This is a genomic window from Streptomyces sp. NBC_01433 (assembly GCF_026340105.1).
GTDB lineage: Bacteria > Actinomycetota > Actinomycetes > Streptomycetales > Streptomycetaceae > Streptomyces.
On record NZ_JAPEPM010000010.1, the window covers coordinates 1 to 12,212 of the forward strand.

14 protein-coding genes are annotated in these 12,212 nt (G+C 69.8%); 9 read left to right on the forward strand and 5 right to left on the reverse strand.

The window, feature by feature from the left end:
* Nucleotides 1-781, reverse strand: a 781-nt coding sequence (locus OG413_RS46435; RefSeq protein ID WP_266815991.1) for a hypothetical protein, incomplete at its 3' end; no start/stop codon positions are given.
* Nucleotides 782-1,213: 432 nt separating this feature from the next.
* On the opposite strand from OG413_RS46435, the gene OG413_RS46440 reads away from it, so the two are divergent.
* The 5 genes from OG413_RS46440 to OG413_RS46460 all read left to right on the forward strand — a co-directional run bounded on the left by OG413_RS46440 (nt 1,214) and on the right by OG413_RS46460 (nt 4,723).
* On the forward strand, nt 1,214-1,897 hold the full coding sequence (locus OG413_RS46440; RefSeq protein ID WP_266815992.1) for a hypothetical protein: 684 nt from the start codon (nt 1,214-1,216) through the stop codon (nt 1,895-1,897).
* Between the two features lie 187 nt (nt 1,898-2,084).
* Nucleotides 2,085-2,921, forward strand: a complete 837-nt coding sequence (locus OG413_RS46445; protein ID WP_266815993.1) for a ParA family protein — start codon at nt 2,085-2,087, stop codon at nt 2,919-2,921.
* Nucleotides 2,921-3,373 carry a hypothetical protein gene (locus tag OG413_RS46450; RefSeq protein ID WP_266815994.1) on the forward strand — a complete coding sequence of 151 codons (453 nt, stop codon included), beginning with the start codon at nt 2,921-2,923 and terminating at the stop codon, nt 3,371-3,373. The genes OG413_RS46445 and OG413_RS46450 overlap by 1 nt, the downstream gene beginning before the upstream one ends.
* Nucleotides 3,370-3,612 (forward strand): DUF6372 family protein, encoded by a 243-nt coding sequence (locus OG413_RS46455; protein WP_266815995.1) that lies wholly within the window; start codon nt 3,370-3,372, stop codon nt 3,610-3,612. Before OG413_RS46450 ends, OG413_RS46455 begins: the two co-directional genes overlap by 4 nt.
* A 901-nt stretch (nt 3,613-4,513) precedes the next feature.
* On the forward strand, nt 4,514-4,723 hold the full coding sequence (locus tag OG413_RS46460; protein WP_266815996.1) for a YozE family protein: 210 nt from the start codon (nt 4,514-4,516) through the stop codon (nt 4,721-4,723).
* A gap of 147 nt (nt 4,724-4,870) precedes the next feature.
* Here OG413_RS46460 and OG413_RS46465 read toward each other — a convergent pair whose 3' ends face one another.
* From OG413_RS46465 to OG413_RS46480, 4 genes are all read right to left on the reverse strand, one after another.
* Nucleotides 4,871-6,508 carry an ATP-binding protein gene (locus OG413_RS46465; protein ID WP_266815997.1) on the reverse strand — a complete coding sequence of 546 codons (1,638 nt, stop codon included), beginning with the start codon at nt 6,506-6,508 and terminating at the stop codon, nt 4,871-4,873.
* A 181-nt stretch (nt 6,509-6,689) separates the two neighbouring features.
* Nucleotides 6,690-7,697 carry a bifunctional DNA primase/polymerase gene (locus OG413_RS46470; RefSeq protein ID WP_266815998.1) on the reverse strand — a complete coding sequence of 336 codons (1,008 nt, stop codon included), beginning with the start codon at nt 7,695-7,697 and terminating at the stop codon, nt 6,690-6,692.
* Between the two features lie 213 nt (nt 7,698-7,910).
* A complete protein-coding gene (locus tag OG413_RS46475; protein WP_266815999.1) occupies nt 7,911-8,597 on the reverse strand; it encodes an ATP-binding protein in 687 nt (228 codons plus the stop codon).
* Nucleotides 8,594-9,328, reverse strand: coding sequence for a GntR family transcriptional regulator (locus tag OG413_RS46480; protein ID WP_266816000.1), 735 nt, complete (start codon nt 9,326-9,328; stop codon nt 8,594-8,596). The genes OG413_RS46475 and OG413_RS46480 overlap by 4 nt, the downstream gene beginning before the upstream one ends.
* A 290-nt stretch (nt 9,329-9,618) precedes the next feature.
* On the opposite strand from OG413_RS46480, the gene OG413_RS46485 reads away from it, so the two are divergent.
* From OG413_RS46485 to OG413_RS46500, 4 genes are read left to right on the forward strand one after another with little or no spacing between them, the layout of a single operon-like run.
* Nucleotides 9,619-10,116: a hypothetical protein gene (locus OG413_RS46485; protein ID WP_266816001.1), complete on the forward strand. Its 498-nt coding sequence runs from the start codon at nt 9,619-9,621 to the stop codon at nt 10,114-10,116.
* Nucleotides 10,113-10,352, forward strand: a complete 240-nt coding sequence (locus OG413_RS46490; protein ID WP_266816002.1) for a hypothetical protein — start codon at nt 10,113-10,115, stop codon at nt 10,350-10,352. The genes OG413_RS46485 and OG413_RS46490 overlap by 4 nt, the downstream gene beginning before the upstream one ends.
* Complete coding sequence (locus tag OG413_RS46495; protein WP_266816003.1) at nt 10,349-11,803, forward strand: hypothetical protein; 1,455 nt, start codon at nt 10,349-10,351, stop codon at nt 11,801-11,803. Before OG413_RS46490 ends, OG413_RS46495 begins: the two co-directional genes overlap by 4 nt.
* 3 nt (nt 11,804-11,806) lie before the next feature.
* Entirely contained in the window at nt 11,807-12,187 is a 381-nt protein-coding gene (locus tag OG413_RS46500) for a hypothetical protein (protein ID WP_266816004.1), read from the forward strand.
* Nucleotides 12,188-12,212 lie beyond the last annotated feature (25 nt).

Genomic DNA, 12,212 nt, shown 5'->3' on the forward strand with positions numbered 1-12,212 from the left:
ACTCCCACGGGGCGCAGGCACGCGTGGACGAGTGCCGGTCCGTCCAGCCGAACCATCCGACCCAGACCTGCGTCACCGAGGCGTTCGCCGACGAGTGGGGCGCGGCCCACGGGTGCAGCGGGTCACGGCCGGAAGGGACCGGCTCGGAGCTGGGCAGGCGCAGCACCGCGTGCGGGTAGCGGCGGTTCGGGCCCATGAAGTCGGGCTCCTCGATCACCCGCCGGTCCGCCAGGAGCGCATCAAGCCGGTCGAGGACGGCGCCGCGCTCGGGGCTGCCGTACTCCCCGGCCTCGGCGGCGTAGAGGACCTGGCGGTCGCACACCGAGACCACGGCAACGCCCTGCGCCTCCGGGAGCGAGTCGGGTTCGACGTCCACGACCAGGAGCACGGCGGCCGGGTCGACGACCAGCTCACGCGCGAGGAGCTGCGCCTGGTCGTGCTGCTCCCACAGCGTCATCGCGTACCGGCACGGGTCGCAGAACCTCCCCTTCCCGAGCGGTTCCGTCTCCTCGGCGCCGCACCGCCGGCACCGGTACTGGAGTTCACGGGCCCGGTCGAGGACGGCGCGCTGCGCGGGCGACACCGAGCGCTTCGGCACTGCGGCGCTCTCCTCGTACAGCGGGGCGTACGAGTTGCCGTGGTAGAGGATCTGGCCGACCGGGTCGGACCCCGGCTTGAGGCCCTGGCGGTCGAGCTGGGTCTTGGTCTGCAGACCGTCCGGCACCAGGGCCCAGTCGGTGTACCGGGTGAGACCGGGAAGTGGCGGGATGGAGCGGGGCAAGGTGACCTCCTGTGAGTGCTTTTGAAGCGAAGGTAAGGCGTAGATCCTGAGTGCGCAACAACCGTCAAACGCTGGTTGACCTGCGCTTTTCCTGCGCGGTATCTAGCTTGCTTGAACACTTTTCCGCAAGCGGAAAGGCTAGCGGCTTAGCCAGCACGGATGGAACCCGTGAGACCGTCGTACGTGTGCGCGGTCGCGCGAGACTGCCAGCCAGCACCGGAGACCATCCGCGCGCACTATCTACGCCTCGCTGGCCAAAGAGCGGGTTTTCGAGGCTGGAGAGGCTGGTGGGGCTGGTGGGGCTGGTGGGGCTGGAGTTTCCGCGTGCGGGAATGCCAGCGGATAGGCCCGCGTCCTCGTCCGGTTTCCCGCCCGGGTGGCGCCGTGCTCTCCGGCCGGAATGGCTCGGGGTATCTAGCTAGACTGCGCGCCATGTCGGTGATCCCTTTCGTTGTCGCGGTGGAGCCCTGGGACCTTGAGGCCCTGGATGAGAAGGTCTCTGCCGGGCGGGCGTCAGAGCTGGCCTGGCTGAAGAAGGCCCGGGAGGACGAGGGCGTGCGCTTCCTCCGGGGCAAGGCGCAGAGCGAGGCCCGCGGCCGGGTGCGGGCGAAGTTCGCCGCGATGCGGGCGAAGGGGAAGCTGGCCGGCACCCGGGACCTGGTCGTCGCGCGTGCCGTCCGTGCCGAGCTCAAGACCCAGGCGTTGGACGGCCCGTACGAGCCGCTGCCCAGCAAGGACGCCCGGATGCCGGGGCGTCGCGTCGGCACCGGCCCGAGCCACTACGACCGGTTCGGCCACGAGAAGACGAAACTGACGGCCCGGATGGCGGTGCGCCTCCCCGCCGATCTCGGCGAGCAGCTCGTGCGCGCCACGTACTGGACGAGCGCCCCGGCCGTGAAGGCGCTGTGGGAGTGGCAGACCAGGTGGGGAGATGGCCCCGAGGTCATCTTCCGCGAGGCCGAGCGGCGCGGCGCGGTCACTCTCCTCGACGTCTGGTGTGCCGCGATGGCGTCCCGGCCTGACGCCGACGCCATATTCGAGAAAGCCAAGCTCCGGGCTCAGATCATCACCACCGGCGACATCTTCCGCGCCGCCGTGAAGCGCACCATTCGCTGACCTGCCGCGCCCTTGGCGGGCCTGCCTAGGGAATCGCGGTCTATCTGGCTAGATAACACGGGGACTCCTCGCGCCTTTGCTTGCTTTTCCGCAAGCCGAATCACAGTCGGGAATGCGTGCGGGTCAGCTTGCGCTTAGCCTCGCCGGTCGACAGGCTTCGCCCTACCTGACATGGAAGGGAGGGCCGATGGCCGTAGAAGGACTCGACACCGTCGCCGAGGTCTCGGAGAAGGGCGGGGTCGGTAAGACGTCGGTGACGGCGGGACTCATCGCGGTCGCCGCCGAGCTGGGCTTGCGGGTCGGCGGCGTGGACCTCGACCCGCGGTCCACGCTCACCGACGAGCTGGGTGTCTCGGAGCCGAAGTTGTCGGTGAACGACATCTACTACGTGGACCGGGAGAAGAAGCCGAGGGACCCCGCCGAGATCGCGCGGGACGTCCTGGTGCGCGCCGGCAAGGAGTGGCCCTCGAACGTCTTCCTCCTCCCCTGCGTCCGGGAGTTCGGCAACAGGGAGACCGACCCCGCCACCGGGATGGAGTTCCGCCTCAAGCGCGCCCTGTGGGGGCTGCGCGACCTGGTCGACATCATGTTCCTCGACGTGCCGCCTCGACCTGGCGGCAAGATCGGCGGATCGGCCCTGCTGGCGACGAGGAAGGTACTCATCCCCTCGACCCTCCTCAACGACGGGTGGCTCGGCGCCACGGAGGCCATCCGGTCCATCGAGCACTACAACATCCCCGGCGGCCTCAACGAGGAGCTGGAGGTCGCCGGTGTCGTACGGAACCTGGTTCCCCGTGATGGCGAGTTCCGCGAGATCCACCGGTACTGGGACGGCCGTCTCCAGGAGACCTTCGGCGACCTAGTGCTTCCGACGGTCATCAAGAACTACGCAGTGCGCGAGACCTGCCGCACCGCCCGCGCGCCAATCACCAGCGCGCCCGGCCGCGAGGCCAAGCTGCTGACCGGCGCGTACCGCAAGGTCCTGTTCCACACGCTGCCCCACCTGAAGGAGGGACGGAGCTGATGCCCAGCTTCCTCGACAAGGCCAAAAACAACCAGGAAGAGGGCCGGGAGAAGGACCCGGCCGCCCCGTCCGGCGCTCCGGAACCCGACTGGGACAACCCCGACTCCTGGAGCGGCGACGGCGGAACCGAGAACAATTCCGCAAGCGGGAATGCTGTCAATCCTGCGGACGCCGACGGCGACCAGGAGCACGGCGCCGACGGCGGCCGCGCCCGCCAGTCGGCCAAGCCCAAGGCACCCCGGCATCCTCCTCGCCGCCGGGGCCGGCCCCGCGGCCCGGAGCGCGAAATGCTCTCCGTCCGCATCCTCGCCTCGAACAACCGGAAGCTGACCGTGGCGGTCGAGAAGACCGACCTCAACCCGCAGACCCTCGTGGACCAGGCGCTGGAAGCCTTGTTCAAGCGGCTCAAGGTCGAAGACCCTGGCCCCGATCAGGTCGAGGGCGCCGCGTGACCGGGTTCGAGGAACCGATCCTCACCCTCCGGCTGCCGGTCCTGCTCGACTGGGAGCAGCACCGACCCGGCGGGTGCCGCTGCCTGTGCGCGGTCTTCCATCGTCTCCCCGGGGCAACCGGCTGTACGACAGGTGCCCAGCCCGGCCTGCTGCTCCGTGTCGAGACCGGCACCGAGACCAGCGGACCGCTGCCGGTCTGCATCGGCTGCTACACCGCGCTCGCCCCTCTCTGCGTCTGAACCCGCCCGGCCGCCCGCGTTCTCGCCTGCTTTTCCGCAAGCGGGAACGCGGGCTTTCCGCTGTCCGGCCTCTGCCCGGTGAGGCTGTGAACAGGTAGGACGCGGGCAATCTTGCTAGATAGAGCGTGGATTCACTGGTGGGACGCTCTCTCAGTGGCGGGACGCTCCCGGCAGCGCGTCCTGGAGGGGGAGGGTAGAACGGACAAGCGCGTTCGCGCTTGGCACCCCCGGGTGCGGGCCCCTTGCGGGCCGCGCGTTCACCGGCGACGGCCGAACCGGCCGCGACCGGCCTCCCGGCCGTCGCCGGGCGCGGCCCGCGGCCTTCCGCACGTCACCCGCCCCGCCGCGCCCGCACCGGCCCCGTGAGCGCTGCGGCCCCGCCCACGAAGGTTCGTCTTGCCTTCCGGCCGCGAAGCGTGCTTGAACAGCGACATGGCTGCTCTGAGCCACCCAAAGGCGGGGCGGCGTGCTCGACCGGACGGTTCGTCGCCGGGTGCGGATCGAGAGTGATCACTTTCCGTCGATCACGCGGACGGAAGTTGGGACGCAGGGACGCACAATTTCCCTTCATCTCTGATGGCTCCCTCTTCTCTCTCTTCTTCTTCAACATTCCAACAGAGATGAGGGGGTCAAGTGCGTCCCTGCGTCCCAAAAAAAGCGGCATATGGGGCACGTGGCAGGTCAGGGGCAGGGACGCACCTGGGACGCACCAGGGACGCAGTGCGTCCCAGGGACGCTCTTTGGGCCCTCCGGACGCACTGCGTCCCAGGTGCGTCCCTCATGTGCGTCCCACTCAGGAGCGTCCCTCGCCCCACCATTCCCTCACGCTCCGTGAGGGACGCGGCAGGGCACGGGATAGGGTGCGGACCGTCGACTGCAGGCGAGGGACAGGGGTGGGCACATGAGCGGCTTCGGTGGCTGGCTGGCGCAGTTCACGCAGGTCAGGGGCGGAATCGGTGACCTCGCGCGCGACGCTGCGGCGGACGCCGACTGGCCGGAGGAGCCCGACGAGCTGGAGACGTACGTCGACCACCTTGAGGCCGCCGGCGCTTCCACGGCCGCGCTGGAGACCCTGGCCGACGCCTGGACCCGGTACGTCGCCCGGAAATGAGCGTCCCACTCCCCCGCAAGCCCTCGCATACCTGGGCTGTGACCTGCGGTTTTGCGCTCAATCAAGCTAGATAGTCCGCCCCTGAGCGCGGGTACGCCGAAAGCCCGCCGGTGCGGTGCACGGCGGGTCGGCGGCAGAGCGGTGACGCTACTGCATCAGCTGTTCCTGCACCGGCTCGGGCGCCGGCTGCGGGACGGACGGGTCAGGACGCGGGATGTACCGGATGGTGATGGACCTCTTGCTGCCGGACTTCTGCCGGGTGATGTCGACGCCGAGCTTGTCGAGGTCGGAGGCGACCCGGTTGATCCGGCCGGACAGCGCGCCCGGGGTGCGCGGCCACTTGTCGTTCGTGATCCCCGCCTCGTGGGTGAGTGTGTCCAGCAGCTCGGCGGTGGTGCCCTCCCACTCGTGCGCCCCGCCCTCGCCGGTCGGCGGCTGGCGCTTCATCAGGTTCAGGAGCGTGGTGGCGACCTGGTTGGACTCCACCACCTCTTCGGCCAGCTCGGTGCGCTGCTGGAGGTAGTCGTTCAGGATGCTCGACGTCATGCTGCCGCTGACCTTGTCGAGCGCGGCCATGATCAGGCCGTAGTCCGCCATACGCGGCAGCGGGATCTCCCCGTTGTCGGCCTTCTCTCGGACGGCCGGGAGCTCTTGGAGCGTCCGAACGAGGAGGTCGAGGAGCGCACCGACGATCCGCGGCTGCGCCTCGTCGTACGCTTCCCACAACGCGGTCTCGGTGCGCCGCTGGGTGATCCGGTGCAGGTGGACCGGGATCATGCGGTCCGCAAGGTCACCGCGCAGCGTGCCGACGTCGATTCCGTTGACGATCAGCACCCGCCGGAACTCCTGGACCGTGACGTCGGAGTCCGAGTACAGGGTCCGCTTCACGTTGGCGTCACCGGTGGCCGCGCGGCACATCGCGTCCGACAGCCACTCGGGGATGCGCGAGAGGTTGTCGAGCCCGACGACCCACGAGCCGACCGCCGCCGTGGACCAGTCGTCCGGGTCCTTCGGCGTCGACCGCGCCGGAGCGGCGGACGGGTCGAGCAGCTGCACGAGCATCTTCGTCGCCGTTGACTTCGCGGTGCCCTGCTCGCCCGACAGGAAGAGCAGCGGGTGCGGGATGCCCGGGACGAGACCGGCGACCAGCCACGACACGAGCAGCGGCCACGACTGGTCCGTGACGTTCAGCAGCCCGCGCAGCTCCTTGAGCGACCCGCCGCCCTTGGGGATCGGCAGCGGCTGCGTGAGCTGGGAGCGGCGGAAGAGAGGCTGACCCGGCGCGGCCGGCCCCACGCTCCACTTCTCCGGAGTGACCGTGACGACCAGGCCGTCCGCGCGCCCGAGGTCGAGGAGGAAACCGTGCTCGGGACGCTTGCCGAGCGGGGCGACCCGCAGGTGCAGCGGCACCGGGTCCTCAGCCTGCGCCCGGCCCTCGATGGCGAGCATCGCGTCGGCGAGTGCCGAGGACGACGCCGCCTTGCCGTGCAGGCCGTAGTACGTCCGGGCCAGCTCGGCGCGCAGCGAGATCCGACCGCCGCGCAGCAGACGCGCGATCCGCGGACCGTCCTTCGGCACGGCGTACAGGTCGCCCGCGTCCGACGTGCCGAACTCGTACCGGCTGTCGGCCATCGCGATGATCTGGTCCGCCACGGACGGCGCCTTGTCGCCGCTGCCCTTCTTCGCGGCCGGTCCCCGCGGCTGCGGGGGCGCCGACTTGGTCGACTCCTTCCAGGCCCGGAAGGCGGCGAGGTCCTCGGGGCTCAGGTCCATGTCCTCGCTCATGCCGTGCCCCCGATCACCAGCGGGCGACGCAAGCAGGTGCGACGGGATACGAACGTCTCGCATTCGAGACCACTCCTCGGGTGCCTGGCCCCGGGACGGTGAGACGTCGCCGGGGCCGTTTCCATTGCCGAGGCGTGGTCTACGTGGCGCTGAACCTTAGTGTCTTGCGGTGCGAAGTCGTTCACGCGGCACCGCCCATCCGGCGCGCGGGCGCGGTCATCATCCGGCGCGGCCGGGACAGCCCGGCGGTCATGCCGGAGCGGAGCGTCTTCTCGATCTCGAACGCGGACTTCTCGCCGAGCCCGGACGCCTGCGCGGCCTCCGTCAGGTGCTCCTCGGCGACGGCCTGATCCAAGAGGCCGGCGGCGACCAGCTGGCCCGCGCGGTACGCCGCCAGGTTCAGCCTGTTGTTGCGGCCGGTGTCCGGCTTCATCGCCGCCAGCTCGTCACACTCGCTGCGCAGGATGCCGTGGGCCCACCGCTCCTCGCGGCTGCCCTGGCGGGTCAGGTCCCGCAGCCGGGCGACCACATCTGCCCGGCGCGGCGCTCCCCCGCTTTTGGGTGGCTCAGGGGCGGTGGTGATCAGCGTCAGCAGCCAGTCCGGCAGCACCGCCGGATCGGTGACGCTGCCCTCCAGCTCGTACGAGACGCCGTCGACCTGCGAGCCGATGCCGACGATGTAGCCACCGGCGGCCCGGGTGTCGATGCACCACCCGATCGTCCGAGCAGTGTTGCGCACCTCGACCCCGGCCGGAGCTCGGTAGACGAGGTGACGGCCGCCGCTCCGCGTACGGACGGTCAACGTTGGAGTGATCTGAGCGTAGGGGATCTGCGAGGCGAGGGAGTCGAGCATCGTCATGCCGTCGACAATGTCGGCGAGACCGGACACGTCCCCGTCGTGCGGGACGTCCAGGTCAACCGCGACGAGAGCGGACGGACCGCAGGCGATGCCGATGTTGAATGGGGCGCGACCCCAGGTGCGCTCGATGACCTCGGGGTCGCGGGTCGCCCGCGCTTCCCAGTCGAGCCAGCGCGGCTCCTTCCCGCCGACCAGCAGCGGGTGCACGTACATTCCGCGCTCGGCGTATCGCAGCGCGCTGGCCAGCAATGTTGCCCGGAGCGCCCGGGTTGCAGCCGTGTTGTTCTCCCGGCGGTGTGGCACCGGGGCCGATACATCTCGTACCCTCATGTTGGAGAGCTCCTGAACTAGTTCTCTCGACGTCGCCGGGATGTAGTGATCCCGGCCTTGCTGTAACCGAGGCGCCCTGGCAGGGGCGCCTTCGGCGTTTCTGGGCCCTCATGGTGCACCCGCATACGCTGTCGATCTTCATCGTCCACGACCGTCCGGGATGATCCATCCGGTTTGTCGTGCCAGCGTTGTTGCGCGTGACCGTGTCGTGATCTAGGGCTGGGTGTCGGCCGAGGCTTCGAGCGCCCGGAGTACGGGGTCGAGGTCGCCGGTGTAGGTGACGTGGGGTTCGTCTACGCCCGGGGCTTCGAAGCGAGCGGCGTGCCGTAGTAGATCGGCTTCGCTGAACCACATGGCGTTGGGGTTGTCGTAGGTCTCCTGGTTGCGCTCCTTGATCCGGTCCCACCTTTCCTGGTGGGTGCCGGGCAGGTGGACCAGGGTCACGGCGGCGCCGATCTCCTCGCCGATCCGGCGCCACTTCTCGCGCTCAGAGGCCGTCCAGAAGCCGTGGTCTACGACGACGTCCCGGCCGGAGTCGAGGGCCTCCCGGACTTCCACCGCGATCTCTTCGAGGATCGGCTGCTCCCGGACGCGGTACTCACCCCTCGGGAAGTCGCGCCCGTAGTGCCCGTAGGTCTCCCACACCCGCTCGTCCGGGCTGAAGCGCAGGAAACCCTGGGCTTCGAGTGCACGGGCGACCTTGGTCTTCCTCGATCCCTGGAGGCCAGCCATCAAGACGAGCCGGGCCGGGCCGCTTCGCCCTGCGAGTGTCCGCATGATGCGCGTGATCTCCGTCTTTCCTTCTGGGGGCATGGTGCCCTTCTGCTGAGCCCGGAGCAGTGAGCCCAGGCGTTCCTCGGCGACATGGACGAGAGTGTCGTCCAGGAGCAGGGGTGTCATCGGATGACCTCTTCCTTGGTCCAGCGGCGCCCGGGTCCTCCCACGTCAACGCCGTATTCGATGGTCGCGTCACCGGTGTCCACGACCCGAACGGTCAGCACGGTTACGGCGGCCTGGGTGTCCTCTGGGATTTCCAGGGTTGCCGCGTCGGCGGGGGTGGTGATCCGAGCCCACATCGAGCTGTACCGCCGAGCGACGGGACGTCCGGTGTGTCGGGTGATCAGGTCGATGGAGGTCCCGCCGGTAAGGCGTCTGCCCATGAGCAGCTCCGGAAGTTCCTCGGCGAGGTCTGCCGGAATCCACGAGGTGGAGTGGGAGATCACGGCGCTGGTCTGTTCGTCGCGGTAGGTGCGTGAGCGCCGGAGCACGGGTTGACCTGCACTGATCCCGAGCGCCTCGGCGATTTCCTCCGGAGCGGACACGATGCCGGCCATGTGGGAGTCGGACCGCTCCCCCGCTCGCCATGACGAGCCGGTGAGCTTGCTCCGCTCCTCGCGGTCGGCGGCCGTGGCCAGAGTGCCCCGTGCCTGCACAACCGTTCCGTGGCCACGGGAAGAGATGACCAGCCCTTCCGCCTCCAGCGCCTTGTACGCAGCGTGGACCGTGGTTTTGGAGCCCTTCCCCGCGAGGACCTGGTCCTCAATCTTGGGCAGGCGCTCGCCCGGCACGTACTCGCCCTTGCTGATCTTCGCGGCGATCGCGTCAGCGAGGTCTCTCCACTTCGGTGGCATGTCCGGTGATCTCCTCCAGTTGAGGAGACCAGTGAACCATAGTCCTGGGAATGATTCCTAGAGGCTCGCTCTCCTGGGAATATGTCGGCGTCAGCGATTGACACGGGTTCGTAATCCTGGGAATGTCATTCCCGGAAGGCAGCGCCGAGTGGGGCAACTCACGAAGCGTCGCGGCACAGCCATGCCTAAACCACCAGAACTGCGCCCGAAAACGGCGCGGCTCTCCGGGTGATCTGCCAGGACCGCCGGAGAGCCGCCGGGGCCGTTACACCGAGAGGGGCACGACCCACATGAACATCATCGTCGCAGGTCAGCGCATCGTTACGGACTCCGAATTCCTGGAGGCCGCGGTCGGCTTCAACACCGAGGTCGAGCCGCTGGACTTCGCCGAGGAGTTCACCGCCGGCGGACTCTCCAGCCGGGACGCGCTGAACAGCTTCCTCGCCGACTTCCAGGTCGAGACGGACACCGACCGCGAGGACGCCGCGTACTACCAGTCCCTGCTGCGCCGGATGCCGAGGGAGCTGCGCCGCCGTACGGCCGCCGCCCCCGTCGTCCTGGCCGCCGAGCTGGAGACCGACGACGACGCCCTCGGCTTCGAGGACGACGACTTCACCGCCGACTGGACCGCCGCCGACTTCGACTCGTACGAGGTGCTCGCCTCGGTGGGCAGGCCGAACCCGGCCGCCGCCGTCGCCCTTGCCCGTCAGCCCCGAGCCGAGCGCCGCAGCGTCCGTACCGCCCTGCGCCTGGTCCGCGACGAGGTCCAGACGGGGGTGGCGGCATGAGGTTCCTCGCGCACCTCGCCCTGTTCCTGCTGACCGTGCTGGAGATGGCCCTCGGCGTGATCGCCGGGACCATCGCCCTGGTCAGCCTCATCACTGAGACCGTGGCCCGCGCGACGGCCGTCGGAGGCGACAGCTTCGCCCGGCGCTTCCGCCTGACCCCGACGTCCCCCCGGCTGCGTGAAGAACTCGCCGCCCTCCTCTCGACCATGGCCAACCCGGCTGGAGGCACCCGATGAGCAGCTACCGCGAAGAGCGCCGCGCCGATGCCGCGGCTCAGGCCGAGCAGGAGCTGAAGGCCGCCGAGGTCCGGGCGGCACAGGAGCGCGAGGACCGCCGCCTTGAGGTCGAGGCGCGGCTCAAGGCGCGCGAGATCAAGGCCGCGCAGCAGCGTGAGGACGCCGCAGCTGCCGAGGAGCGCCGGGCGGTCCGGCAGCGTGAGGCCGACGAGCGTGCCGCCCGTCTCGCGAAGCAGTCCCGCACGGACAAGCAGGCCAAGAAGAAGGCCAAGCAGGCCGCCCGCGCCGAACGCAAGGCTGCTCGGCGGCAGGCGCTGACCCCGGGCAACGTCTACCGGACCGGCACCCTGGCTCTGGTCACGGCGTCGGCTCTCGGGTCGATGCCCGCGCAGATCCTGCACTTCGCCCACATGTCGCCGATGCTGCTGCCGCTCCCGTTCGCGATCGAGGGCGCGGCCTGGGTGATGGCGGCCGGTGTCGCCTACGCCGACGAGAGGGGCCTGCCCGGCTGGGTCCGGTGGGCACTGCGCGGGTTCGTCCTCGCGGCTGCCGGGTTCGCCGCGTCCATCAACTACGGCTACGGCAAGAACATCGCCGGTCTGTCCGAGGCGGACGCGACCACGGCCGGGATCGGCCTCGCCGCGGTCTCCCTGCTCGGTCCTCTGCTCTTCGAGGTCCGCCAGTGGGTCGGCACGCTGTCGGCGAAGACCGGCACGGCTGAGGAGAAGAAGCGCCGGCGGGAGGAGAAGAAGGCGGAAGCCGCGCGGCAGGAACACCTCGCCCGCCGCCGCAAGCACCACAAGGACATCGCGGAAGAGGCGGACCGCCTTCTGTCGGCCTTGCCCCTCGGCAGCATCACCGAGGAGGAAGCCTTCGGGGCCGCCTGGCAGATCAAGAAGGGCACCCAGCAGGGACTGTCCGCCGAGATCTTCGCTCAGGTGACCGACGCCCGGGTACAGCTCGGAGCCGCCTTCGAACTGGGTGAGCACGTGCGCCCCGAGCTGGTCCGCGCGGGCATGCTCGCCAACCTCTACAACCCCCTCCCCGGACGTCTCGCAGAGGGCATCCCGACCCTCGGTCCGAGCGTCCAGCACCCTGCCCTCCAGCGGTCCCCTGAGGGCGCTACAGCCCTTGCGGGAATTGGGGTGTACGGCTCCAAAGACGCAAGCGAGAAAGCCCGCGAGAACGCCAGCGAGGACGCTTCCGGGAACACTGACGGGAACGCCAGCGGGAACGGCCCGCGCGGCCGGTCGGATGAGGAGCTGGAGGCGCTTTTGCCGAAGGCCCTGAAGGTGGCCGCCGAGCTCGTCGCGGAGGGCAACCAGATCTCCGCCGCCGCTCTGTCGAAGAGGGTGGGCATCCGCCGGGACGACGCGCGGCGGCTGCGGGACCGGGTCATCGCAGAGCGGAAGCTGAAGCTCGTCGACGGCGACGTTGCGATGGGGGCCTGATCCATGAGCCGCAAGCCCGCCATTCATGACGCAGAGCCGAGCCTGGTCGTCTCGCACGGGGCCGACTTCTTCGGCGAGGACCGCCACCCGCTCAAGGGCATCACCGCCCTCGCCCCGTACGCGGAGAGCTCGGTCTCGTTCGTCGACCGCCCGACGATCGCGCCGCTCGTTCGGATCCTGGAAGCCCCGGCGTCCCGGTCCTTCCCGGCCGCCGAGGCCGCGCAACTCTCCGAGCAGCTGCTCAAGGTCGCCCGCAACCGGCACACCAAGTCCGCCGTCGCGCTCCTCGCCCGCGCCATGGCCGATGCGGCCGCCCGCGCCGCAGCAGGCGGCGAGGCGTGGACCTGGACGGTTGAGGGTTCCACCGCTGCCGCTGCCGCCTGACTGATCCGCCCCCCCGTGAAAACCG

Excerpts from the sequence above, each read along its gene's own strand:
- OG413_RS46460 (WP_266815996.1), top strand. The coding sequence starts at position 4,514 with ATGAGCGGCTTCGGTGGCTGGCTGGCGCAGTTCACGCAGGTCAGGGGC.
- OG413_RS46490 (WP_266816002.1), top strand. The coding sequence starts at position 10,113 with ATGAGGTTCCTCGCGCACCTCGCCCTGTTCCTGCTGACCGTGCTGGAG.
- OG413_RS46470 (WP_266815998.1), bottom strand. The coding sequence starts at position 7,697 with ATGAGGGTACGAGATGTATCGGCCCCGGTGCCACACCGCCGGGAGAAC.
- OG413_RS46445 (WP_266815993.1), top strand. The coding sequence starts at position 2,085 with ATGGCCGTAGAAGGACTCGACACCGTCGCCGAGGTCTCGGAGAAGGGC.
- OG413_RS46495 (WP_266816003.1), top strand. The coding sequence starts at position 10,349 with ATGAGCAGCTACCGCGAAGAGCGCCGCGCCGATGCCGCGGCTCAGGCC.
- OG413_RS46450 (WP_266815994.1), top strand. The coding sequence starts at position 2,921 with ATGCCCAGCTTCCTCGACAAGGCCAAAAACAACCAGGAAGAGGGCCGG.
- OG413_RS46480 (WP_266816000.1), bottom strand. The coding sequence starts at position 9,328 with ATGCCACCGAAGTGGAGAGACCTCGCTGACGCGATCGCCGCGAAGATC.
- OG413_RS46485 (WP_266816001.1), top strand. The coding sequence starts at position 9,619 with ATGAACATCATCGTCGCAGGTCAGCGCATCGTTACGGACTCCGAATTC.
- OG413_RS46475 (WP_266815999.1), bottom strand. The coding sequence starts at position 8,597 with ATGACACCCCTGCTCCTGGACGACACTCTCGTCCATGTCGCCGAGGAA.
- OG413_RS46465 (WP_266815997.1), bottom strand. The coding sequence starts at position 6,508 with ATGAGCGAGGACATGGACCTGAGCCCCGAGGACCTCGCCGCCTTCCGG.
- OG413_RS46500 (WP_266816004.1), top strand. The coding sequence starts at position 11,807 with ATGAGCCGCAAGCCCGCCATTCATGACGCAGAGCCGAGCCTGGTCGTC.
- OG413_RS46440 (WP_266815992.1), top strand. The coding sequence starts at position 1,214 with ATGTCGGTGATCCCTTTCGTTGTCGCGGTGGAGCCCTGGGACCTTGAG.